Raw genomic sequence first — 21,573 nt, 5'->3', positions numbered from 1 at the left:
ATTTTTCAGGGTCTGCGAGTTGAAGCCTTCCCCAAGTGCTTCGTGGTCCCTTTTTTATTCCAGCCGCCTTGTAGTCTGGGTGGTCGATAGGAGTGAGTCATGTCTGATACCCGTCATTCGCGAGTGATTATCCTGGGTTCCGGCCCTGCCGGTTACAGCGCTGCGGTCTATGCTGCCCGGGCCAACCTCAAGCCGCTGCTGATCACTGGCATGCAGGCGGGTGGTCAACTGACCACCACCACCGAAGTCGACAACTGGCCGGGCGACGTCCACGGCCTGACTGGCCCGGTGCTGATGGAGCGCATGAAAGAACACGCTGAACGTTTCGAAACCGAGATCGTGTTTGACCACATCAACCAGGTCGACTTCTCCAAGAAGCCTTACAGCCTGACCGGCGACAGCGGCGTGTACACCTGTGACGCGCTGATCATCGCCACCGGCGCCAGCGCCCGCTACCTGGGCCTGCCATCGGAAGAAGCGTTCATGGGCAAGGGCGTTTCCGCCTGCGCGACCTGCGATGGTTTCTTCTACCGCAACAAGCCAGTCGCCGTAGTCGGTGGCGGCAATACCGCTGTGGAAGAAGCACTGTACCTGGCCAACATCGCCAGCACCGTGACCCTGGTTCACCGCCGCGAGACCTTCCGCGCCGAGAAGATCCTGATCGACAAGCTGCACGCCCGTGTGGCTGAAGGCAAGATCATCCTCAAGCTCAACGCCACCCTGGACGAAGTCCTGGGCGACAACATGGGCGTGACCGGTGCCCGCCTGAAGAACAACGACGGGAGCTTCGACGAGCTGAAAGTCGACGGCGTGTTCATCGCTATCGGCCACACCCCGAACACTTCGCTGTTCGAAGGCGTGCTGGAAGCCAAAGACGGTTACTTGGTGGTGCAGGGCGGCCGCGAAGGCAACGCGACTGCCACCAACATCGAAGGCATCTTCGCTGCCGGTGACGTGGCCGACCACGTCTACCGCCAGGCCATTACCTCGGCCGGCGCCGGTTGCATGGCGGCACTGGATGCCGAGCGTTACCTCGATGGTTTGAAGGACGCTTCGTTCTAAATCGTTAAAACAAAAAACCGGCTGAGAGGCCGGTTTTTTTATGTCCGCGATTTGATCAGCGGCGGGTCAGCGGCAATGCGCTGAATTTCACACCGGCCAAGCCATTCGCAATCAACGCACGGATATTGCCGTGATCGCTGCCCTCAGGCGTCGCCACTACCGAGCGGTAATGCTCGCCAAACGCCAGCAGTGCTTCCTGATCGCTCAGACCTTCCAGCAGCGCCAGGCCCAGGGTCTTGCATGACCCTTCGTTCTGCCCGGCAGCGTTTTCCACGTCGCCGTTGGTAAAGGCTTGCGGCTGGTAGTCATAACCAGCAGCGACAAACGCCAGGGTATCGGCAAAAACATGTTCGCCACTGTTGAGGCTGGTGCGCAGGGTGTTCAGATCAGTCATGGGTTTTTCCTTTGGCGAACGCCGCCTGTTGGTCGGCGCTGGCTTCTTTCTGGTATTGGGCTTTCCACTCGGCGTACGGCATGCCGTACACCACTTCACGGGCGTCATCGAGGCTCAGCTCGATCTGGCGCTCGTCGGCCTCCGCCTTGTACCACTTGGATAAGCAGTTGCGGCAGAAGCCCGAGAGGTTCATCAGGTCGATGTTCTGCACATCCTTGCGGCTGTCCAGGTGCGCCACCAGCCGGCGGAAGGCGGCGGCTTCGAGTTCGAGGCGTTGTTGGTCGTTCATAGGGCTCACTGACAATTCAGGGGTTAACGGCTGGCCGCCAGGGTAATCGAAACCGACTCGGCAAAGCGCAAGGCATGGGGCTTGTCCACTTCGACTTCGGCGTATAGCACCGATTCATTGCTCATCACCAGGTCCAGCAGCTCCTGGGTCAGGCGCTCCAGCAGGGCAAAGCGGTTGCCCTCGACGTGGGCGATGATCGCCTTGGTGATGGTGCGGTAGTTCAGCGCATGGTCAATGTCATTGTCGCGCACGGCTTCCTGGGCGGCATACAGGATGGTCAGGTTGATCAGCACATCCTGCTTGTTGAGGATTTCGTCCTCGTTGATGCCGATGTACGTGCGCAGGCACAGGTCCTTGACCCGGATGCGCGCCATGCCTGGTTGAAGTTGTGGCATTGCTACTTGCTCCGTCCGATCAGTTGCAGGAACTCCATGCGCGTGGTGTTCGACTCGCGGAACGCGCCGAGCATCACCGAGGTGTTCATGGTTGAATTCTGTTTTTCCACGCCGCGCATCATCATGCACATGTGCTGGGCTTCGATCACCACGGCCACGCCGGCAGCCTGGGTCACGTCCTGGATCGCGTCGGCGATTTGGCGGGTGAGGTTTTCCTGGATCTGCAGGCGCCGGGCGAACATGTCGACGATGCGCGCCAGCTTGGACAGGCCCAGCACCTTGCCGGTGGGGATATAGGCCACATGGGCCTTGCCGATGAAGGGCAGCAGGTGGTGTTCGCACAGCGAGTACAACTCGATGTCCTTGAGGATCACCATCTCGTCATTGTCTGAAGTGAACAGTGCACCGTTGACGATCGTTTCCAGGCTCTGCTCATAGCCGTGACACAGGTACTGCATGGCCTTGGCGGCGCGCTTGGGGGTGTCGAGCAGGCCTTCGCGCTCCGGGTCTTCGCCCAGGCCTTTGAGGATCTCGCGGTAGTGATGGGGCAGGGTCATACAACATCCTCACAAACGGCTTACTTGATATGCCGCCCGCCGTTGACGGTCAGGGTGGTACCGGTGACATAGGGGTTATCCAGCAAATAGCGCACGCTCTGGTAGATCACCTCGGGGCCGGGTTCGATGCCCAGTGCCGACTTGGCAAGTACCTTGGCGCGGTAGGCGGCGTCGTCGCCGTCGTTGAACATCACCATGGCCGGAGCAATGCCATTCACCTTGATCTGCGGCGCGAACTGCGCGGCAAACGACAACGTGAGGCTGTCGAGGCCGGCCTTGGTGGCGCAATAGGCAATGTGCTGGCGGCTGCCCTTGCGCACCACGTCATCGCTGATGTGCACGATGTCGGCGGGTGTCGAGCGTTGCAGCAAAGGTGAACAATGCAGGTTGATCAGGTACGGCGCAAGCATGTGCACGCTGAACATGTCGGTAAAGGCGCGGCTTTCGTCGTCGGGCGTTTCCGCGATCCAGGCCGAGGCGTTGTGGATGATCGCGCGCAGGCTCTGGGTATGGTTGTTCAGTTCAGCGATAAACGCCAGGATGCCAGCCTCGCTGGAGAAATCGGCAAACACCCCGATCGCTCCGCGCTCGCGCAGGGCCTGTACGCCGGGCCGTTCGCTGCGGTAGCTGAAAATCACCGGGTGACCCTCGTCCAGCAGGCGCTGGGCGCAATGCAGGCCGACCCGCTGGCCGGCGCCGGTGATCAGGATCGGGGCGTTTGTTGCAGTCATGGGAGGCTCGAGTCGCTGGCAGATTGAAACTATACCAGCGACCGGACGCCCCTGTACTCAAGCAGCGGCTTCGCTGGCCTTGCGTGGGGTCGGGGCAGGGTGCAGCCAATTGGCCAACAGATGGGTCGACAGCGGGATGAACCAGTACACCATCAGTGGCGTAAGGGCCATGGTGCTGACCAGCACGCGTGGCGCCAGGTCGAGATCGCTGAGCAGGGGCCCCAGGACAAAATTGAACAGCAACGACACCGGGAAGAACGCCAGCCAGATCGCCACCGCCTGCTTCCAGCGGGGAGGGCGCGCGCCGACCGCACCGAACCAGCCATCGATACCGCGTACGCGGTGCTCGGACGGGTTGGCAAACAGCTCGCTGCCACGGCTCAACCAAGCACTGCGGGAGGCCGAAAATTCCCAGGCATGCAGGGTCTTTTCATCGGCGAAGCGGAAAATGATCTGGAATTCATCATCGTTGGGCGGCGGCGCGAGGACACCTGAACCCAGGTAGCCGGGAAAGTCCGTGGCCAATTGCTCGCCTTCGCGCAGCCAGGCCATCAGTTCTTCGTAGCGACCCTTGGCCACGCGGCGCGCAACCATCAGGGTGACGGGAGAGGTAGACATTGTGTATCTCCAAATAAGCGAGTGCGCTGGGCCGGGTAGGCGGCACACAAACGAGGCTGCGGGGTGTTGCAGCGACGTAGAAAAAACAGGCAAGGATTATTCCTGTTTTAGCGAAATACACCAGATACTTTGGTCGGTTCGTCGTTCAGCTTGTGTCGATCAGCCGAAAAAGCGTTAAATGGGATCCAAATCGACACGGATGTTTTTGACCTCTGATGCCCGAAACTATTGCTCCTCAACGCGAAACGACTTCCGACAACGGCACCGTTTGCGACGATCTTTTCCCTATCCGCGAAGTCGCTCGGCTGACCGGCGTCAACCCGGTGACCTTGCGTGCCTGGGAACGGCGCTACGGTCTTATCCAGCCTACCCGCACCGAAAGCGGGCATCGGTTGTACTCGCGCATCGATATCGACACCGTGCACCGGATTCTCGACTGGATTGAACGCGGCGTGGCGGTGAGCAAAGTGGGGCGGATCCTGGCGCGCGACGCGTTGCTCAGCGAACCGGATGCCGCCCTCGGCGCGGAAGTGGAATGGGAGCAGTGGCGCGTGCAATTGCGCCAGGCAATCAGCGCGTTCGATGACCGCCAATTGGACCGTTTGTACGGCCAGATCTTTTCCGCCTATCCCCTCGCCGTGGTGTTCCAGGACATTCTCATGCCGCTCTGGCAGGCATTGTTGCGTCACCAAGGCCGCTTCGGCCAGGCCAGCGAGTGGCTGTTCTTCGATAATTTCCTGCGCTCGCGTACGGCGCAACGTTTGCAGATGGCCGCCGCCGCGCCGGTGCCTCGGGTGTTGCTGGCCGCCGTTGCCGGGGAGTGCCGCGAGCTGGAGTTGCTGGTTGCGGGTTTGTTGATGTCTGGGGAAAAACAAGCGGTCAAGGTCTTGGGCGTGGGACAGCCATTCGATGAGTTGACGCTGATCTGTGAAAAGACCCAACCCCGAGCCTTGGTGCTGTTTTCCAATCGCGCCCCCAGCAGCGAGCTGCCATTGCGGCTCGAGCGTCTGGCGCTGACCCTGGATTGCCCGTTGTTGTTGGCTGGTGATGCAGCGGACTTGGCGCAGGAAAGCCTCGCCGGTTCATCCATCGGCTGCCTGGGCAATGAAGGCCGGTTGATGCAGCGCCGCTTACAGCAATTTCTGGGTGGTGGCCTGGATACCTGATCTCAGGCGTGGACTTCAGGGTGGACCAGGCGGTGCTGGTGCAGGATGAACTGGCGCAGGCGCTCGGTTTCATCGGCGTCGCTCTGGCTCAGACGGTAGGCGAACAGCCCGCGTGCGGTTTCTCGTTCGAAGGTTCCGCGCAACGCAATGCGCTCGTAACCTGAAGGACTGAACCACAGTGAAAAGGTTTTCGGCGGCTTGACCCGGCCCCGAATCTCCACCAGCACACCCTTGAACGACACCTCATGCACCCACAATGCACCCGGGGTGCCCTTGATATTTTCCAGTGCCACCGGGGTTTCCAGCGCCAGGCGCCAGGGGCGGATCATCGGCCCGTCCTCGAAAATACTCGGTACGCCCAGGCGCAGGTGAACCGCATGGAACTCATCTTCCACCAAGTGCAGCGGGAAGGTCAGTTGCTGGTTGTCGAATTGCGCCTGGAGGGTGACATGGTCATGGGCGGCGAGCCGGGTCAGCAAGTCGCGAATCTGCGCACCGCCGTTGACGGTCAGGCTCGACGAGGCATCCCGCAGGTTCAGTTGCGGGTTGTGTTGCATGTTCTGAATGAAGTCCAGTTCATCCTGGGTCAGAAGCGCGTCACGTTGCATCGCTCGTGCTCATTAGAGGGTACTAAAATGCCATTATCCCCCCTAATGACCTCCTTACCTAAATTTTGTTAGATCCGCTCGTCGCCTTGAGCACCGCCAGTTCAGCCTTGAGCTGCGCCAGTTCGGTCTCCAGGCGGGTGACGCGCTGCTGGGCTTTGACTTGCAGGGTGACGTCCTTTTGCACACCGACGAAGTACGTCTGCTTGTCCGCCTCGTTGTACACCGACGACAGCGACAGCTCGTTCCAGAAGTGGCTGCCGTCCTTGCGGTAATTGCGCAGGATTTCCCGGCAGGCCCCGCCATTTTCCATCGCTTCCCGAATCGCCATCAGCGCAGGCTGGTCACGGTCTCCCGATTGCAGGAAACGGCAATCCTGATAGAGGATTTCATCCGGGGTGTAGCCGGTCAGGCGTTCGAATGCCGGGTTGACGTAGATCAGCGGCTTGTCCTTGCCTTCGCGCTCGGCGACGACGATGCCGTCGTTGGAAGCGTTGACGACCAGTTGCATCAGCTTGGCGTTAATCATTGAGCGGTCCATGGCTTGTTTTCGAGCCTGGAGTTTATGGCAACTGTCGAATGTTGCACGGGCTGCGCCGAAATATTTGCCCCAGCTGTTAATATCCCAGGCTTTCACTCAACTACAGGATCAGATTGATGAAAGTCGCCATCCTTTCCGGCTCGGTCTACGGCACCGCTGAAGAAGTCGCCCGCCACGCTGCCGATATTCTCAAGGCCGCCGGCTTCGAGGCCTGGCACAACCCCCGCGCCACGTTGGCGGATGTGCAAGCTTTCGCGCCGCAAGCTTTCCTGGCGGTGACGTCCACCACCGGCATGGGCGAGTTGCCTGACAACCTGCAGCCCCTGTATTCGATGATTCGCGACCAACTGCCCGCCGCCTGGCGTGGCCTGCCCGGTGCGGTGATCGGCCTGGGCGACGCCAGCTATGGCGATACCTTCTGCGGCGGTGGCGAGCAAATGCGCGAGCTGTTTGGAGAGTTGGGTGTGCGCGAAGTGCTGCCGATGCTGCGCCTGGATGCCAGCGAAAGCGTCACTCCGGAAGCCGACGCTGAACCGTGGTTGGCCGAGTTGGTCACTGCACTGCGCGGCTGACTGGAAACTCCCGCAGCAACGCCAGCCAGGCCTGGGCGGCCTTCGACAGATAGGCGCCCGCACGCCAGGTAAACGCAATGTCCCAGCGCAGGTCGTCTGGCGCCTTGAGCGTCAGGCGCACCACGCCCGGTCGCACCAGCCCACGGGCAACCACACTGGGCAACAGCACCACGCCCTGGCCCGCCGCGACCAGAGCGGCGAGGAAATCCGCCTGGCCGCTACGGCCGATTTCCCTCGGAGTGAAACCCACCTGCTGGCACGCCTGGATCAACCGATCATTGAGCACAAAGCTGCGCTGGTACATCAGGAACGGCGTATCCGCCAGTTCCTCCAGGCGCACCTGGGCGTTCTGCGCCAGCGGGTGATCCATCGGCAGCAGGGCGTCGAGCGGCTCATCGCAGAAGGCCTGCCGGGCGAAGGCTGGATCACTGGAATTCAGGCAGCCACCCACATCCAGTTCACCATTGAGAATGGCCTGTTCGATCGTGCGGCTGCCGCCTTCCAGCAGTTGGATGGTGACCTTCGGGTAGCGCCTGCGGTACTCGGCAAACAGTCCCGCAAACAACGTATCCCCCGCCAATAGCGGCAGGCCCAGGCGCAACTCGCCGCGGGCCAGTTGCTGCATGTCATCCAGCTCACTCAGCAATTCCGTCTGCAAGCGCAGCATGGCTTCAGCCCGTTGCAACACCACTTCGCCGGCAGCGGTCAGGCGGACGTGTGAACCGGTACGTTCCAGCAGCGGGGTGCCCAGGCTTTGTTCCAGTTGCGCCACCTGTTTACTGACGGCGGATTGACTGATGTGCAGGGTTTTCCCCGCTTGGGTAAAACCGCCTCGGTGGATCACTTCGACAAAGCTGCGCAGCTGTTTGAATTCCATGATCAGGATTCCCATTTGGAATAGTTGGCAGTCTAACAATTCGCTGTGGGGATGGGGTGCGCGTCTCTAAAATGGAGGCCTGCGAGGAACCAAAGCCCATGAAACGTTTCACCCGTCTGTTGATTGAATTGATCGTGCTGTTGGCCATTTACCTGCTCGGTTGCCAATTGGCCGTGTGGTTGGCGTGGCCGATCCCTGGCGGCGTGGTGGGGCTGGGCCTGCTGCTGGCAACCTTCGCCAGCGGCCTGGTCAAGCCGGCGGCCCTGCAATTGGGCGCCGGTGTGTTGATGGCTGAAATGTTGCTGTTCTTCATTCCTGCGCTGATGAGCCTGCTGGACTACGGCGGCCTGTTGCGCAATGACGGCTGGCGCATCCTGCTGGTGATTGGCTTCAGCACGCTTGCGGTGATGTTGGTGACCGCGTTCACCGTCGAACTGGTGTGCCGCTGGAGGCTGCGCCATGAAGCTTGAACTGATGCCGGTGTTCTGGCTCGCCTTGACCTTGGGAGCGTACATTTTCAGCCGCTGGATCTACCGTCGCACCGGGCGTTACCTGTTGTCGCCGCTGATCCTGGTGCCGGTACTCTTGCTGGCCGTGGCGGTGCCGATGAACACCGCCTACGCGGAATACTCCGCTGACACCCATTGGTTGATGCTGGTGCTGGGCCCTGTGACCGTGGCCTTCGCGGTGCCGATCTGGCAGCAGCGCACGTTGCTGGCGCGTTACTGGTCGGCCTTGTTGTTGGGCATGATCGCCGGCAGCGTAGCCTCCATCGCCACCTCATTCGGCTTGGCCAAAGCCCTGGCGTTGGACACCTCGGTGACGATGTCCCTGGTGCCGCGCTCCATCACCACACCGTTCGCCATGCCCGTCTCGTCCGACCTCGGTGGTGTGCCGGAACTGACGGCCGTGTTCGTGATGTTCACTGGCGTGTTCGGCGCCATGCTCGGCGGCGTGCTGCTCAAGTGGTTGCCATTGCGCACCCCCTTGGCCCGCGGTGCATTGTTTGGGGTGGGTGCCCACGGTGCGGGCGTGAGTCGGGCCCATGAAGTGGGCGGTGAAGAGGGCTCCGTCGCGGGCTTGGTGATGGTGCTGACGGGGCTGCTCAACCTGTTCGCCGCGCCTTTATTGGCGGCACTTCTCTGACGTCGCTTGGATGGATTTCAACTATTCTCAACGCTGACTCGTACGGTCATCAAGCTGGCTGCCAAGGCAACTACGGCGGCCACGACGTCTGACTAGACTGGCCCATCACTCAAAAAAACAATAAGAAAATGCGCCAAGGAGGTCGTTGCCGTGAGCCTAGCCCCCGTTCTATCGCCACAGAATGTCAAAGATCAGGTCAGCGCTGCCGAATGGCAGACCCGTGTCGACCTGGCTGCCTGCTATCGCCTGGTGGCGATGCATGGTTGGGATGACCTGATCTTCACCCACATCTCGGCCAAGGTGCCGGGCACTGATGATTTCCTGATCAACCCCTATGGGCTGATGTTCCATGAGATCACCGCGTCGAGCCTGGTCAAGGTTGATCAGGCCGGCAACAAGCTGATGGACAGCCCCTACGAGATCAATCCGGCGGGCTACACCATCCACAGCGCCATCCACGAAGTGCGCCACGACGTAACCTGCGTGCTGCACACCCACACCGCTGCCGGTGTTGCGGTGGCGGCGCAGAAGCAAGGCGTGTTGCCGATCAGCCAGCAGTCGATATTCGTGCTGTCGAGCCTGGCCTATCACGCCTACGAAGGTGTGGCACTGAATCACGAAGAGAAGGCCCGCCTGCAGGCCGATCTGGGCGACAACAATTTCCTCATGCTGCACAACCACGGCCTGCTGACCTGCGGCAGCACCATCGCCGACACCTTCCTGATGATGTTCACGTTCCAGCGCGCCTGCGACATCCAGGTGCTGGCGCAAAACGGTGGTGCAGAATTGATCAACATCGGCCCACAGATTCTCGCTGGCGCCAAGGCAATGGTGGCGGCTGTCACAAAGAGCACAAAAGGTATGGGGGGCGCGCTGGCCTGGCCGGCGTTGCTGCGCAAGCTGGACACTCAAGACCCTGGGTATAGAAGCTGATGCCACTCGCCGAGATCCCGCTGAGAGCCTGGCGCAAACGCAGCCAGACGTTCGACTTCCACGGCCGCACCATCCGTTATTGGGTGGCGGGGCAGGGCGAACCGTTGCTGCTGATCCATGGCTTTCCCACCGCCAGCTGGGACTGGCACTACCTGTGGCAGCCCCTGGCCCAGCGCAACCTGGTGATTGCCTGCGACATGCTCGGTTTTGGTGACTCGGCCAAGCCACTCGATCACGGATACTGCCTGCTGGAGCAGGCGGATTTGCAACAAGCCCTGCTGGAACATCTGCGTGTGGAGCAGCCGGTGCATGTGCTGGCCCACGACTACGGTGACAGTGTCGCCCAGGAACTGCTGGCCCGGCACTACGAGAGTCGCTTTCAGATGGCCAGCTGCGTGTTTCTCAACGGCGGCTTGTTTCCCGAAACCCATCGCCCGGCATTGGTGCAAAAACTCTTGCTAAGCCCGCTGGGCTGGATGATCGGCCGTGCCTTTGGGCGCAATGCCCTGGCGAACAGTTTCAGCCAGATCTTCGGCCCCAACACTCGTCCCAGCGAAAGCGCCCTGGATGATTTCTGGAGTTTGATCGACTGCCATGAAGGCACGCGCATCCTGCACAAACTCATTGCCTACATCCCTCAACGCAGGCGTATGCGTGAGCGTTGGGTGGCGGCGATGCAACAGGATGAAGTGCCACTGCGGGTGATCGATGGCGAGATCGACCCGATCTCCGGCGCTCATATGGTGGAGCGTTACCGCGAGTTGGTGCCCCACGCCGACACGGTGCTGCTGGCCAATATCGGCCACTACCCGCAGATCGAGGCGCCGGTTCAGGTGCTCAAGCACTACCTGGCGTTCCGTGATCGGATTGGGCAACCGGCACCCCGATTGGCCTATTCCTGAGCTGACGATTATCCCCCAGCCTTATCGAGCACCATTCAGCCCTGGCCGGCTTTATTGTGACCAAAGCCCCCGTGCCTGACACTCGACCCATTCCCATTGTCGCCTTTGGAGTTCGGTATGAGTCAGTCAGTGCAGTTCCAGGATAAGGTCGTGATCGTCACCGGTGCCGGCGGCGGGTTGGGCCGGGCGCATGCGCTGCTGTTCGCCAAACATGGCGCCAAGGTGCTGGTCAACGATCTGGGCGGTTCCACCCAGGGCGAAGGCGCCAATGCTTCGGCTGCCGACCGTGTGGTGGCGCAGATCCGCGAAGCCGGTGGTATCGCCGAAGCCAACCATGACTCTGTCACCGACGGTGACAAGATCGTGCAGAACGCCCTCGACGCCTTTGGCCGTATCGACGTGGTGGTCAACAACGCCGGCATCTTGCGCGACAAGACCTTCCATAAAATGGACGACAGCGACTGGGACCTGGTTTACCGGGTGCATGTCGAAGGCGCCTACAAAGTCACCCGCGCCGCCTGGCCCCATCTGCGCGAGCAAGGTTATGGCCGGGTGATCTTCACTGCATCCACCTCGGGCATCTACGGCAACTTCGGCCAGTCCAACTACGGCATGGCCAAGCTGGGCTTGTATGGACTGACGCGCACCCTGGCACTGGAGGGCCGCAAGAACAACATCCTGGTCAACGCCATCGCCCCAACCGGTGGCACGCGCATGACCGAAGGCTTGATCCCGCCGCAGGTGTTCGAGCGCCTCAAGCCGGAGTTGGTCAGCCCGTTGGTGGTGTACCTGGGCAGCGAGGCCTGTGAGGAAACCTCGGGGCTGTTTGAAGTGGGCGGCGGCTGGATCGGCAAGACCCGCTGGGAGCGTAGCCTGGGCGTGGGCTTTGATCCGCAAGCGGGCTTCTCGCCCGATGACGTGGCGGCGCATTGGCAGCAGATTTGCGACTTCGAAGGAGCGGCTCACCCCAAGGACAACATCGAGGCGTTGAAGGAGATGATGGCCAATTTGCAGAAATTCAGCCTGTGATCGTTGCTTGAAAAAGCTTGAATGCTACGGGGCGCTGAGGGCGCCCCGTTTTATTCCAGGCATAAAAAAGGCCGCTGCATAGGCAGCGGCCGAAGTAAGACGTTGGATCAAGGAGCGACAAATCAACGTCAGTGAACACCGGTAACAGACTGAAAACAGGCATCAATCCATTTGAATCTGGCTTTTCTTCCGGTTGTGGAAGCGGGCCGTTTGCCCTGAAAGCCCGGTAAGAATAGCCGCTTGTAACAAAATGAGTAATGCCGATTCGTGACAAGGACTGTTGCGCAATCAGCAACAGTTGCGCGGTCCTCCATACATTCCCCTGATAACCCACCATCCACCCAATGCATGCCTGTGCCCGAAGCCCAGGCCAGAGCGCCCTGTCATCCTTTCGAGCGACAACACGAATCCCTCCTTGGTGCGCTTATCGCTCCTGATGGGCGGCAGTAGGGTGGGGCCTTCTGTCACTCACCGGGGAAGACGCATGACAAGAACAACAATGCGCGCCATCTTCAGGCCACAGGCGCTGGCCGCTGCGGTTGCGTTGGGGTGCTGTGCCCAGGCACAGGCTGTTTCATTCAACATTGGCGAGATCGAAGGGCAATTCGATTCCTCGCTGTCGGTGGGCGCGAGCTGGGGCATGCGCGACGCCGATAAAAAGCTGGTGGGCACCGTCAATGGCGGCACTGGCCAGGCGTCTACCGGGGATGACGGGCGCTTGAATTTCAAGAAGGGCGAGACCTTCTCCAAGATCTTCAAAGGTATTCACGACCTGGAACTCAAGTACGGCGACAGCGGCGTGTTCGTGCGTGGCAAGTACTGGTACGACTTCGAGTTGCAGGATGAAGATCGCGAATTCAAACAGATCAGCAATCACCACCGCGATGAGGGCGCACGTTCCTCCGGCTACGAATTGCTCGATGCCTTCGTCTATCACAACTATTCGATTGGCGACCAACCGGGCAACGTGCGCCTCGGCAAGCAAGTGGTCAGCTGGGGCGAAAGTACCTTCATCGGTAACTCCATCAACAGCATCAACCCCATCGACGTCTCAGCCTTCCGCCGCCCCGGTGCGGAGATCAAGGAAGGGCTGATTCCGGTGAACATGCTGTTCGCCTCCCAGAGCTTGACCAACCAACTGACAGTGGAAGGTTTTTACCAACTGAACTGGGAAAATACCGTACTGGATAACTGCGGCACATTTTTTGGTGGGGATGTAGCGGCGCATGGCTGTAATGACAACTACACGGTGGGTAACCCGGCGATTGCGCCGTTGCAGCCGGTGGCCGCCGCGTTTGGGCAGGGCTTTCAAGTGACCCGTGAAGGTGTGATCGTGCAGCGTGCACGGGATCGTGATGCCCGTGACAGTGGTCAGTTCGGTACGGCGTTGCGTTGGTTGGGGGATGACACCGAATACGGCCTGTACTTCATGAACTACCACAGCCGCACCCCGACGGTGGGCACCATCACCAACAATACAAGCCTGGCCAGGCTCGGTGCGATCTCCGGTGCAGCCAATGGTATCGCGCCCGGCTCGGGTGCAGGGCTGGTCCAGAGCCTGATGCTCGGTCGTGGCCAGTATTACCTCGACTACCCGGAAGACATCCGCCTCTTCGGTGCGAGCTTCTCCACCACCTTGCCCACCGGCACGGCGTGGACCGGCGAGATCAGCTACCGCCCCAATGCCCCGGTGCAACTCAATACCACCGACCTGACCCTGGCCCTGATCAACCCGGTTGCAGGCCAACTGGCCTCGCCGATCCGCAGCAACTTCGGCGACGACAACAAAGGCTATCGCCGCAAGGAAATCACCCAGATCCAAAGCACCATGACCCAGTTCTTCGACCAGGTGCTGGGCGCCGAACGCCTGACGCTGGTAGGCGAGGCTGCGTACGTGCATGTCGGTGGCCTGGAAGACAAATCCAAACTGCGCTACGGCCGCGACTCGGTCTACGGTGCCTATGGTTTCCAAGGTGACACCGATGGTTTCGTCACCGCCAATTCCTGGGGTTACCGCGCGCGGGCGATCCTTGACTACAACAACGCGATTTTCGGGGTGAACCTCAAGCCCAACCTGTCCTGGTCCCATGACGTGGCCGGCTACGGGCCCAACGGCCTGTTCAACAAAGGTGCCAAGGCAATCAGCATCGGTGTGGACGCGGACTACCGCAGCACCTACACCGCCAGCCTGAGCTACACCGACTTTTTCGGCGGCGACTACAACACCCTGACCGACCGCGACTTCCTCGCCCTCAGCTTCGGCGCGAACTTCTGACCTGGCTTAAAGAAGGACAAGCATTTATGCGTAAGACAATTGCAGTGTTGGCCCTCAGCCTGTTGGCCGCCAACGTGATGGCAGCGGTGTCGCCGGAAGAGGCGGCCAAGCTCGGCACCACCCTGACCCCGGTGGGCGCCGAAAAAGCCGGCAACGCCGACGGCTCGATCCCGGCCTGGACCGGTGGCATCCCGAAAAATGCCGGCGCCGTGGACAGCAAGGGCTTCCTGGCCGACCCATTCGCCAGTGAGAAACCGCTGTTCGTGATCACCGCGGCCACCGTCGACAAATACAAGGACAAACTCTCCGACGGCCAGGTGGCGATGTTCAAACGTTACCCCGAGACCTACAAGATCCCGGTGTACCCAACCCACCGTACGGTCAACCTGCCACCGGAGATCTACGAATCGATCAAGCGCAGCGCGCTGAACGTCAAGCCGATCAACGACGGCAATGGACTGGAAGGATTCACCGGTAACCGCTACTACGCGTTCCCGATTCCGAAGAATGGCGTGGAAGTGCTGTGGAACCACATCACCCGTTACCACGGTGGCAACCTGCGCCGCATCATCACCCAGGCCACGCCGCAGACCAACGGCAGCTACACGCCGATCCGCTTCGAAGAGGAAGTGGCGGTGCCGCAATTGATCCCGGACATGGACCCGGCCAAGGCGGCCAACGTGCTGACCTTCTTCAAGCAGTCGGTGACGGCCCCGGCGCGCCTGGCGGGCAATGTGCTGCTGGTGCACGAAACCCTCGACCAGGTGAAGGAGCCGCGCCTGGCGTGGATCTACAACGCCGGCCAGCGTCGCGTGCGCCGTGCGCCGCAAGTGGCATATGACGGGCCGGGCACCGCCTCCGACGGCCTGCGCACCTCGGACAACTTCGACATGTTCTCCGGCGCCCCGGACCGCTACGACTGGAAGCTGGTGGGCAAGAAAGAGATGTACATCCCCTACAACAGCTACAAGCTCGACCAGCCGACCCTCAAGTACGACGACATCATCAAGGCCGGCCACATCAACCAGGACCTGACCCGCTATGAGCTGCACCGCGTGTGGGAAGTGGTCGGCACGGTCAAGCCGAGTGAGCGGCACATCTACGCCAAGCGCCACATGTACATCGATGAAGACAGCTGGCAGGTGGCACTGGTGGATCACTACGACGGCCGTGGCCAACTGTGGCGTGTCGCGGAAGGTCATGCGCAGTTCTATTACGACCACCAGACCCCGGCCTACACCGTGGAAACTCTCTACGACATCATTGCCGGGCGCTACATCGCGTTGGGCATGAAAAACGAGGAGAAGAGCAGCTTTGTGTTCGGTTTCGCGGCCAAGGCGGCCGATTACACCCCGGCAGCGTTGAGGGCCGAAGGGGTTCGCTGATCACCCTTTGATCTGGCCGGGACCCTTTAGGCTCCCGGCTTTTTTATGCCCGCCAATCACCCCGCTGAATACTTCTTCAACAACCGCCGACCACAGGACTAGGGTAGGCGCCACGTGGCATAACAATAAAAAAGCAGGATGCAGCAATGACCGCCATGACACGCTGCCTGGACCGTCCTGGATTCATGCCTCGGCTGTCCGCCCATCATTTGTTGCGCCCACGTTTGGCCGAGCCTTTGCTGGTGGCGCAGGTCAGGGTCAAGTTGCTGTGCGCGCCCGGCGGCAGTGGCAAGAGCGCGCTGCTCGCCGAGTGCGCGTTGCAGGCACCCAAGGAGTGCCCGGTGTACTGGTTGCCGCTCAATGGTGTTGCCCTGAGCCCCGTTGATCTTTGCCAGCGCCTGGCGCAGAACCTGGGTTTGCCGTTCACCGATGAGGCGACCCTGCTGTCGGACCTTGCGCGTTGGCAGGCTCCGGCCTGGCTGTTCCTCGATGACTTCTGCCGCTTGCCCGCGCCGGACACCGACGCCTTGCTGGATCGCCTGCTCACTGCCAGCAGCCCGGCCCTGACCTGGTGGCTGGGCGCGCGGCGTCGCCCGCTGTGCAATTGGCCGAGGTTGCTGCTGGACGATGAGCTGCTGGAGTTTGGCGCAGACTTGGCGTTCAGCCCTGCCGAGGTCCAGCAATTGCTCATTCATGCGCCGGGGCAGTCCGTCGACAGCGTGTTGCAGTTCAGTGCCGGCTGGTGTGCCGGTACGCGCATCGCCTTGCTGGGGGACGGTCATCCGGAAAAGACCTTGCTCGATTACCTGCAACACGAGCTGTTCAGCACCTTGCCAGCCGAACTGGCCGAAGCCTGGCGCGTGCTGGCTCATCTGCCGCGCTTCAACGCGGGGTTGTGCGAGCACCTGTTCGGCTTTGGCGACGGTGATCAGTACCTGCACGATCTGCAGGCCCTCGGCGCGTTTATCCAGCCTTGGGAAGACACCGAGTGGCTGCAGGTCTTTCCACCCCTCGCCGATTTGCTGCGTGACGAGCCCTGGCCAGCCAAGCGTTCATGGCACCGCCGCGCCTGCCAATGGTTCACCGCCGAACAGGACTGGCAGGCCGCGTTTGAACACGCCTTGCTCGCCGAAGAATACGAAGTGGCGGTGAGCCTGTTGCAGCACTTCAGTTTTGAAGACTTGTTCCGCCAGCAGAACGCGATGCTGCTGTTGCGCCTGCATGAACAGCAGGGCGATGAGCTGATGCTCGGCTCGGCGCAATTGGTCGGGCTGCTGACGGCGGCGTTACTGTTCGCCGGACGCTTCGAGCAAGCCGCGCAATGCATCCATCAACTGGCACGCTTCGCGCCGCAACCGACGGCGGCGCAACAGCGCTACCTGCTGGCGCGCTGGCAGGCGCAGTGGGGCTGGTTGCTGCATCTGGGCGGTGATGCCGAGCGCTCTCGCGAGCATTTTCTGGAAGCGCTGCAAGCCTTGCCCGACAGCGCCTGGACGTCGCGGTTGATGTGCCTTTCGGGCCTGACCCAGCAAGCCTTGCTGCGCGGTGAGCTGGATGTCGCCCAAGCCCTGAGTCGCGAAGCCTTGTGCCTGGCCCGTGCCCACGGCTCGTTGCTGCTCGAAGCCTTGTTGGAGCTGGATCACGCGCAACTGCTGGAGCAGCGTGGCGCCCCTTATCGGGCGCAAAGCCTGCTGGAAAATGTGCAGGCGATGTTGCTCAAACAGCGCCTCAAGGCCGGGCCCTTGGTCGGGCGCATTGCCCTGCGGCGCGGGCACCTGGCGTTGCGTCAGGGGCAGGACAGCCTGGCTGCCGAGTGTTTCGAGGCGGGCTTGAAGATGTGCCTGCACAGCCAGGACAAACGCGTGCTCTACGGATTCCTCGGCCTGGCCCTGCTGGCCGCCAACCGTGGCGATTACGCCCAGGCCTTTGTGCAACTGCGCGATGCCGAGCGGCTGATGCAGCAACGTCAGGTGCCCGACACGGTATACCGCGCGGTGTTGCTGCTGGTCAGCGGGCATTTCTGGTTGCAGCAGGGGCGTGCCGAATTGACGGTGGAAGCGGTGCGCCGTGTGCTTCGCCACTTCCGTGGGCCTCAGGCCCGGCAGGCGCCACCGGCCACGTTGGAGTTGGTGCCACGCCTGGAGTACCTGCTGGTGCTGGCGGAAGTGAATCTGGGTTGTGCCGATCAGCCGGTGGCGCGGCTCACGGCTTTGTTGGAAACCACCCATCAGCGCGGCATGCTTTGCCTGGAAACCGAACTGCACCTGGTGCTGGGGGAGGTGGCCTGGAAAATCGGTGATTCCACGCTAGCGCGCCGCTCGCTGCAAACCGGGCTGGAGCTGGCGGCACGCTGCCAGGTGCAGCAGGCGATTCGTGAACTGCGCTTGCGCTCGCCGGGGTTGTTGAGTGAGCTGGGCATGGAGCCGCAAACGCCAACGTCGGGAGTGGTAGAGAGCCCACTCAGCCAGCGCGAGTTGGAAGTCCTGCAGTTGATCGCCCTGGGCAATTCCAACCTGGAAATCGCCGACCGGCTGTTCATCTCCCTGCATACGGTCAAGACCCACGCGCGGCGTATCCATAGCAAGCTCGGCGTGGAGCGGCGCACGCAAGCAGTGGCCAAGGCCAAGACGTTGGGCTTGATGACCTAGGCGCAGAACGCCTGGCGGTATTCGCCGGGCGTGGCGCCCATGGCCTGGCGGAAGCGATGGGTGAAGTGGCTGGCGCTGGAGAAACCGCACATCAAGGCGATTTCACTCAAGGGCAGGGCGCCACTGCGCAACAGGGCCTGGGCGCGGGTCAGTCGGCGGGCCAACACGTACTGATGGGGCGGCAGGCCGAAGCTTTGTCGGAACATCCGCGCGAAGTGGTATTCCGACAGCGCACACATCCCGGCCAGTTGGCCCAGGCTGATCGGGTCTTCCAGGTGCTGGTCGATGTACTCAACCAACAGCCGTCGCTGATGCGCCGCGAGCCCGCCTTTCAACCGCAGCCCCTCGCGGGCGCCGACCTGGCTGAGCAGGGTGTGGCTGAGCATTTCGTGGGCCAGGCTGCTGGTCAGCAGGCGCTCGGCGGGTTCGTGCCAGTTCAGTGCGATCAACTGGTGAAAGCGCCGGGCCTGGCTGGCGTCTTCCAAAAAGGTGCTCTCGCGCAATTGCAGGGTGCGCGGTTCGCGGTCGAGCAGGGTGACGCAGCCGAGGGCGAATTGCTCCGGGCTGAAGTACACGTGGGCCAGGCGGATTTCGCCGTTGATCACCCAGGCCGACTGATGCTCGGCGGGCAGGATGCACAGCTTGTCGGGCCCGCCCTTGGTGCCGGGCTGGTCGCGCCGAAAGGTGCCGGTGCCGCCGCCGATGTAGCAGGACAATGTGTGATGGCTGGGCGCCTGGTAATCCTGGGCATCGTGATGGTTGCTCCACAAGGCTGCAGACAAGCCGTCACCGAGCTCGGCGCACGCTTCGAGGCGTGCATTGGGCGAGCGGTTAAGGGCTTGAAAGACTTGCAGGGATTCCAGATCAGGCATGGTTCGTACTCTCCGACGCCTTGCATCCTACTCCGCGCGGCGCGTGCTGTGCGCCCACCGCCCGACAAAAGCGCAAGATTGTGCAAGAGCGCGCCATGGATCGCGGGCCACACTGTGGCTCAATCGATGGAGCCCGCTATGAACCTTTCCCTGTATTTACTCACCGTGCTGATCTGGGGCACCACCTGGATCGCCCTCAAATGGCAACTGGGCGTGGTGGCGATTCCCGTGTCCATCGTCTATCGCTTCGGCCTGGCGGCGCTGGTGCTGTTTGCGCTGTTGTTGCTGAGCCGCAAGTTGCAGGTGATGAACCGGCGCGGGCATTTGATCTGCCTGGCCCAGGGGCTGTGCCTGTTTTGCGTGAACTTTATGTGTTTCCTGACGGCCAGCCAATGGATCCCGAGTGGGTTGGTGGCGGTGGTGTTTTCTACGGCCACGCTGTGGAATGCGCTGAACGCGCGGGTGTTTTTCGGCCAACGGGTGGCGCGCAATGTGCTGATGGGCGGCGGGCTAGGGTTGATGGGCTTGGGTCTGCTGTTCTGGCCGGAGCTGGTGGGGCATACCGCCAGTCCGCAGACCTTGCTCGGATTGGGGTTGGCGTTGCTGGGGACCATGTGTTTCTCGGCGGGCAATATGCTGTCGAGTCTGCAACAGAAGGCCGGTCTGAGACCGCTGACCACAAATGCCTGGGGCATGCTGTATGGGTCGTTGATGCTGGCGACCTATTGCATGGTGCGCGGGATTCCGTTTGAGATGGACTGGAGCGCGCGCTACATCGGCGCCCTGTGGTACCTGGTGATCCCAGGTTCGGTGATCGGCTTTACTGCCTACCTGACTTTGGTCGGACGCATGGGGCCGGAGCGCGCGGCGTATTGCACGGTGCTGTTCCCGGTGGTGGCACTAAACGTGTCGGCGTTTGCCGAGGGCTACCAATGGACCGCGCCGGCATTGGCGGGGTTGGTGCTGGTGATGCTGGGCAATGTGTTGGTGTTTCGTAAGCCCAAGCCAGCCCCTGTCCCCACCGAGAAAGCCTTACTTCAGCCCTAGGCGCTTGGCCATCCGTCCGAGGTTGGCGCGGTCCAGGCCGAGTTCGCGGGCGGCGCTGGCCCAGTTGTGCTGGTGGCGTTCCAGGCAGGCGCTGATGACCTGGCGTTGATAGTGCTCGGTGGCTTGGCGCAGGTCGCCGGTCACAACGGGCATCACCTCGGTGTGTGCTTCGATCACGGGTGCGCTGACATCGGGCAGGTCCAGGTCCTGGGCATTCAAGCTGAGAATCTTCGGACGCTCGCGACAGTTTCCCAGGGCTTTCAGTGCGCTACGTCCGATCAGATGCTCCAGCTCTCGTACATTCCCCGGCCAGTTATAGGCCAGCAGCGCCGCCTGGGCGTCGCTGGTCAGGCGCAGGCTGCCCAGGCCCATGCGTGAGCGGTTCTGTTCGAGGAAGAAACCGGCCAGCAGCAACACATCGCGCCCGCGTTCGCGCAGCGCCGGCACTTGCAGCGGATAGACGCTGAGGCGGTGATAGAAGTCGGCGCGGTAGCGGCCATTGCGTACTTCGTCAGCGAGGTCGCGGTTGGTGGCGGCGATCAGGCGCACATCCACCTGGTGTTCCTTGTCCGAGCCCAGGCGTTGCAACTGACCGCTTTGCAGCACCCGCAGCAGCTTGGCTTGCACGGTCAGTGACAGTTCGCCCACTTCATCCAGGAACAGCGTGCCGCCGTTGGCCAGTTCGAACTTGCCACGGCGTTCGTTCAAGGCGCCAGTGAAGGCGCCGCGCACATGACCGAACAACTCGCTCTCCACCAGGGTTTCCGGCAGGGCGGCGCAGTTGAGGCTGATCAGCGGTTTATCTGCGCGCGTCGAAGCGGCGTGGATGGCCTGGGCCACCAATTCCTTGCCCACCCCGGTTTCGCCGGTGATCAGCACGGTGAGGTCACTGCCGCCCACCAGCTTGATCTCTTCCACCAGGCGCTTGTGGGGTTTGCTCTGGCCGATCATTTCCTTGTGCTGCTGGCCGCTGGCCTCGCGGTAGATTTCGGCGCGCAGGGTCAGGCGTTCAATGCGTTCGGCCACGTTGACGGTAGCCGCGGCGAGGCTGGCGAAGGCTTGCAGGGCATCCAGTTCCACGCGCTCGAAGCGCTCGGTGTCGAGGGCGTCCAGGGTCAGCAGGCCCCAGGGCTGATCGTCGACGAACAGCGGGCAGCCCATGCAATCGTGGACTTCCAGGTGCCCGTGCAACCCATCCACCAATCCGTCATAGGGGTCGGGCAATTCGCTGTCACTGTCGAAACGTGTAGGGCCGGGGCTGCTCAGCAGCACGGCGAAACGTGGGTGGTCGCTGACCTTGAAGCGCCGGCCCAGGGTGTCGGCGCTCAGGCCGTCGACGGCCAGCGGCACCAGCCATTCGCCGTCCAGGCGCAACAGCGCGGCGGCGTCACAGGGCAGCAGGGCGCGCATGGCTTGTAACAGGCGGCGGTAACGCTCGCCTTCGGGCAGTTCGCGGGACAGGTCAGCGACCAGGGGCAGCAGGGTAGTGAGCAGCGATTGCGCAGTCATAATGACTCCTTGTAGTCCTT

The 21,573-nt window shown here is 61.8% G+C and carries 23 protein-coding genes; 12 read left to right on the top strand and 11 right to left on the bottom strand.

Annotation, left to right across the window (positions count from 1 at the left end; all coding sequences use genetic code 11):
• The first annotated feature begins 99 nt into the window (after positions 1 to 99).
• Complete coding sequence (trxB, locus tag ACP7BX_RS28320) at positions 100 to 1,062, top strand: thioredoxin-disulfide reductase (protein ID WP_010206474.1); 963 nt, start codon at positions 100 to 102, stop codon at positions 1,060 to 1,062.
• Between the two features lie 55 nt (positions 1,063 to 1,117).
• On the opposite strand, the gene ACP7BX_RS28315 is transcribed toward trxB, so the two are convergent.
• From ACP7BX_RS28315 to ACP7BX_RS28290, 6 genes are read right to left on the bottom strand one after another with little or no spacing between them, the layout of a single operon-like run.
• On the bottom strand, positions 1,118 to 1,456 hold the full coding sequence (locus ACP7BX_RS28315) for a HopJ type III effector protein (protein WP_269131998.1): 339 nt from the start codon (positions 1,454 to 1,456) through the stop codon (positions 1,118 to 1,120).
• Positions 1,449 to 1,745 (bottom strand): DUF1244 domain-containing protein, encoded by a 297-nt coding sequence (locus ACP7BX_RS28310; protein ID WP_010206472.1) that lies wholly within the window; start codon positions 1,743 to 1,745, stop codon positions 1,449 to 1,451. The genes ACP7BX_RS28315 and ACP7BX_RS28310 overlap by 8 nt, the downstream gene beginning before the upstream one ends.
• A gap of 23 nt (positions 1,746 to 1,768) precedes the next feature.
• Complete coding sequence (folX, locus tag ACP7BX_RS28305) at positions 1,769 to 2,140, bottom strand: dihydroneopterin triphosphate 2'-epimerase (protein WP_003176029.1); 372 nt, start codon at positions 2,138 to 2,140, stop codon at positions 1,769 to 1,771.
• A gap of 2 nt (positions 2,141 to 2,142) precedes the next feature.
• Positions 2,143 to 2,697, bottom strand: a complete 555-nt coding sequence (folE, locus tag ACP7BX_RS28300; RefSeq protein WP_033896195.1) for a GTP cyclohydrolase I FolE — start codon at positions 2,695 to 2,697, stop codon at positions 2,143 to 2,145.
• Positions 2,698 to 2,717: 20 nt separating this feature from the next.
• The gene (gene folM, locus ACP7BX_RS28295; RefSeq protein WP_314534018.1) at positions 2,718 to 3,428 is read right to left on the bottom strand and encodes a dihydromonapterin reductase; all 711 of its coding nucleotides are present in this window, start codon (positions 3,426 to 3,428) and stop codon (positions 2,718 to 2,720) included.
• Between the two features lie 57 nt (positions 3,429 to 3,485).
• Positions 3,486 to 4,046, bottom strand: coding sequence for an antibiotic biosynthesis monooxygenase (locus ACP7BX_RS28290; RefSeq protein ID WP_426131044.1), 561 nt, complete (start codon positions 4,044 to 4,046; stop codon positions 3,486 to 3,488).
• A 215-nt stretch (positions 4,047 to 4,261) separates the two neighbouring features.
• Between ACP7BX_RS28290 and ACP7BX_RS28285 the strand changes: the two genes are divergently transcribed.
• Positions 4,262 to 5,212, top strand: coding sequence for a MerR family transcriptional regulator (locus tag ACP7BX_RS28285; RefSeq protein WP_426131046.1), 951 nt, complete (start codon positions 4,262 to 4,264; stop codon positions 5,210 to 5,212).
• A 2-nt stretch (positions 5,213 to 5,214) separates the two neighbouring features.
• Here ACP7BX_RS28285 and ACP7BX_RS28280 read toward each other — a convergent pair whose 3' ends face one another.
• Complete coding sequence (locus tag ACP7BX_RS28280; protein WP_314534024.1) at positions 5,215 to 5,820, bottom strand: hypothetical protein; 606 nt, start codon at positions 5,818 to 5,820, stop codon at positions 5,215 to 5,217.
• A gap of 58 nt (positions 5,821 to 5,878) precedes the next feature.
• Positions 5,879 to 6,346 (bottom strand): PAS domain-containing protein, encoded by a 468-nt coding sequence (locus ACP7BX_RS28275; RefSeq protein WP_426131048.1) that lies wholly within the window; start codon positions 6,344 to 6,346, stop codon positions 5,879 to 5,881.
• 128 nt (positions 6,347 to 6,474) lie between these two features.
• Between ACP7BX_RS28275 and ACP7BX_RS28270 the strand changes: the two genes are divergently transcribed.
• Positions 6,475 to 6,930: a flavodoxin gene (locus ACP7BX_RS28270; RefSeq protein WP_033896201.1), complete on the top strand. Its 456-nt coding sequence runs from the start codon at positions 6,475 to 6,477 to the stop codon at positions 6,928 to 6,930.
• Here the strand turns inward: ACP7BX_RS28270 and ACP7BX_RS28265 are convergent.
• Entirely contained in the window at positions 6,911 to 7,807 is an 897-nt protein-coding gene (locus ACP7BX_RS28265; protein WP_426131050.1) for a LysR family transcriptional regulator, read from the bottom strand. The two genes, ACP7BX_RS28270 and ACP7BX_RS28265, sit on opposite strands and share 20 nt — an antisense overlap.
• 98 nt (positions 7,808 to 7,905) lie before the next feature.
• Here ACP7BX_RS28265 and ACP7BX_RS28260 point away from each other — a divergent pair, with 98 nt between their 5' ends.
• The 8 genes from ACP7BX_RS28260 to ACP7BX_RS28225 all read left to right on the top strand — a co-directional run bounded on the left by ACP7BX_RS28260 (position 7,906) and on the right by ACP7BX_RS28225 (position 18,125).
• A complete protein-coding gene (locus ACP7BX_RS28260; protein ID WP_426131052.1) occupies positions 7,906 to 8,277 on the top strand; it encodes a CidA/LrgA family protein in 372 nt (123 codons plus the stop codon).
• A complete protein-coding gene (locus ACP7BX_RS28255; protein ID WP_038842213.1) occupies positions 8,267 to 8,953 on the top strand; it encodes an LrgB family protein in 687 nt (228 codons plus the stop codon). The genes ACP7BX_RS28260 and ACP7BX_RS28255 overlap by 11 nt, the downstream gene beginning before the upstream one ends.
• A 150-nt stretch (positions 8,954 to 9,103) precedes the next feature.
• Entirely contained in the window at positions 9,104 to 9,886 is a 783-nt protein-coding gene (locus tag ACP7BX_RS28250) for a class II aldolase/adducin family protein (RefSeq protein ID WP_426131055.1), read from the top strand.
• Positions 9,886 to 10,788, top strand: coding sequence for an alpha/beta fold hydrolase (locus ACP7BX_RS28245; protein WP_033896206.1), 903 nt, complete (start codon positions 9,886 to 9,888; stop codon positions 10,786 to 10,788). The genes ACP7BX_RS28250 and ACP7BX_RS28245 overlap by 1 nt, the downstream gene beginning before the upstream one ends.
• A gap of 117 nt (positions 10,789 to 10,905) precedes the next feature.
• Positions 10,906 to 11,817 carry an SDR family oxidoreductase gene (locus ACP7BX_RS28240; RefSeq protein WP_038842221.1) on the top strand — a complete coding sequence of 304 codons (912 nt, stop codon included), beginning with the start codon at positions 10,906 to 10,908 and terminating at the stop codon, positions 11,815 to 11,817.
• A gap of 484 nt (positions 11,818 to 12,301) precedes the next feature.
• Entirely contained in the window at positions 12,302 to 14,092 is a 1,791-nt protein-coding gene (locus ACP7BX_RS28235; protein WP_426131058.1) for a DUF1302 domain-containing protein, read from the top strand.
• A gap of 26 nt (positions 14,093 to 14,118) precedes the next feature.
• Positions 14,119 to 15,477, top strand: a complete 1,359-nt coding sequence (locus ACP7BX_RS28230) for a DUF1329 domain-containing protein (protein WP_269131989.1) — start codon at positions 14,119 to 14,121, stop codon at positions 15,475 to 15,477.
• A 146-nt stretch (positions 15,478 to 15,623) separates the two neighbouring features.
• Entirely contained in the window at positions 15,624 to 18,125 is a 2,502-nt protein-coding gene (locus tag ACP7BX_RS28225) for a LuxR C-terminal-related transcriptional regulator (RefSeq protein WP_426131060.1), read from the top strand.
• Here ACP7BX_RS28225 and ACP7BX_RS28220 read toward each other — a convergent pair.
• Positions 18,122 to 18,997 carry a helix-turn-helix domain-containing protein gene (locus ACP7BX_RS28220; protein ID WP_426131062.1) on the bottom strand — a complete coding sequence of 292 codons (876 nt, stop codon included), beginning with the start codon at positions 18,995 to 18,997 and terminating at the stop codon, positions 18,122 to 18,124. The genes ACP7BX_RS28225 and ACP7BX_RS28220 overlap by 4 nt on opposite strands.
• 138 nt (positions 18,998 to 19,135) lie before the next feature.
• On the opposite strand from ACP7BX_RS28220, the gene ACP7BX_RS28215 reads away from it, so the two are divergent.
• Positions 19,136 to 20,044 (top strand): DMT family transporter, encoded by a 909-nt coding sequence (locus ACP7BX_RS28215; protein WP_426131064.1) that lies wholly within the window; start codon positions 19,136 to 19,138, stop codon positions 20,042 to 20,044.
• Here ACP7BX_RS28215 and norR read toward each other — a convergent pair.
• Complete coding sequence (gene norR, locus ACP7BX_RS28210) at positions 20,030 to 21,553, bottom strand: nitric oxide reductase transcriptional regulator NorR (RefSeq protein ID WP_177109996.1); 1,524 nt, start codon at positions 21,551 to 21,553, stop codon at positions 20,030 to 20,032. The two genes, ACP7BX_RS28215 and norR, sit on opposite strands and share 15 nt — an antisense overlap.
• Between the last annotated feature and the right edge of the window lie 20 nt (positions 21,554 to 21,573).

It is taken from the genome of Pseudomonas sp. DWP3-1-3b3 (assembly GCF_049896305.1).
Taxonomy (GTDB): Bacteria; Pseudomonadota; Gammaproteobacteria; order Pseudomonadales; family Pseudomonadaceae; genus Aquipseudomonas; species Aquipseudomonas azotoformans_A.
This window is presented reverse-complemented; position numbering and strand designations above follow the sequence as displayed.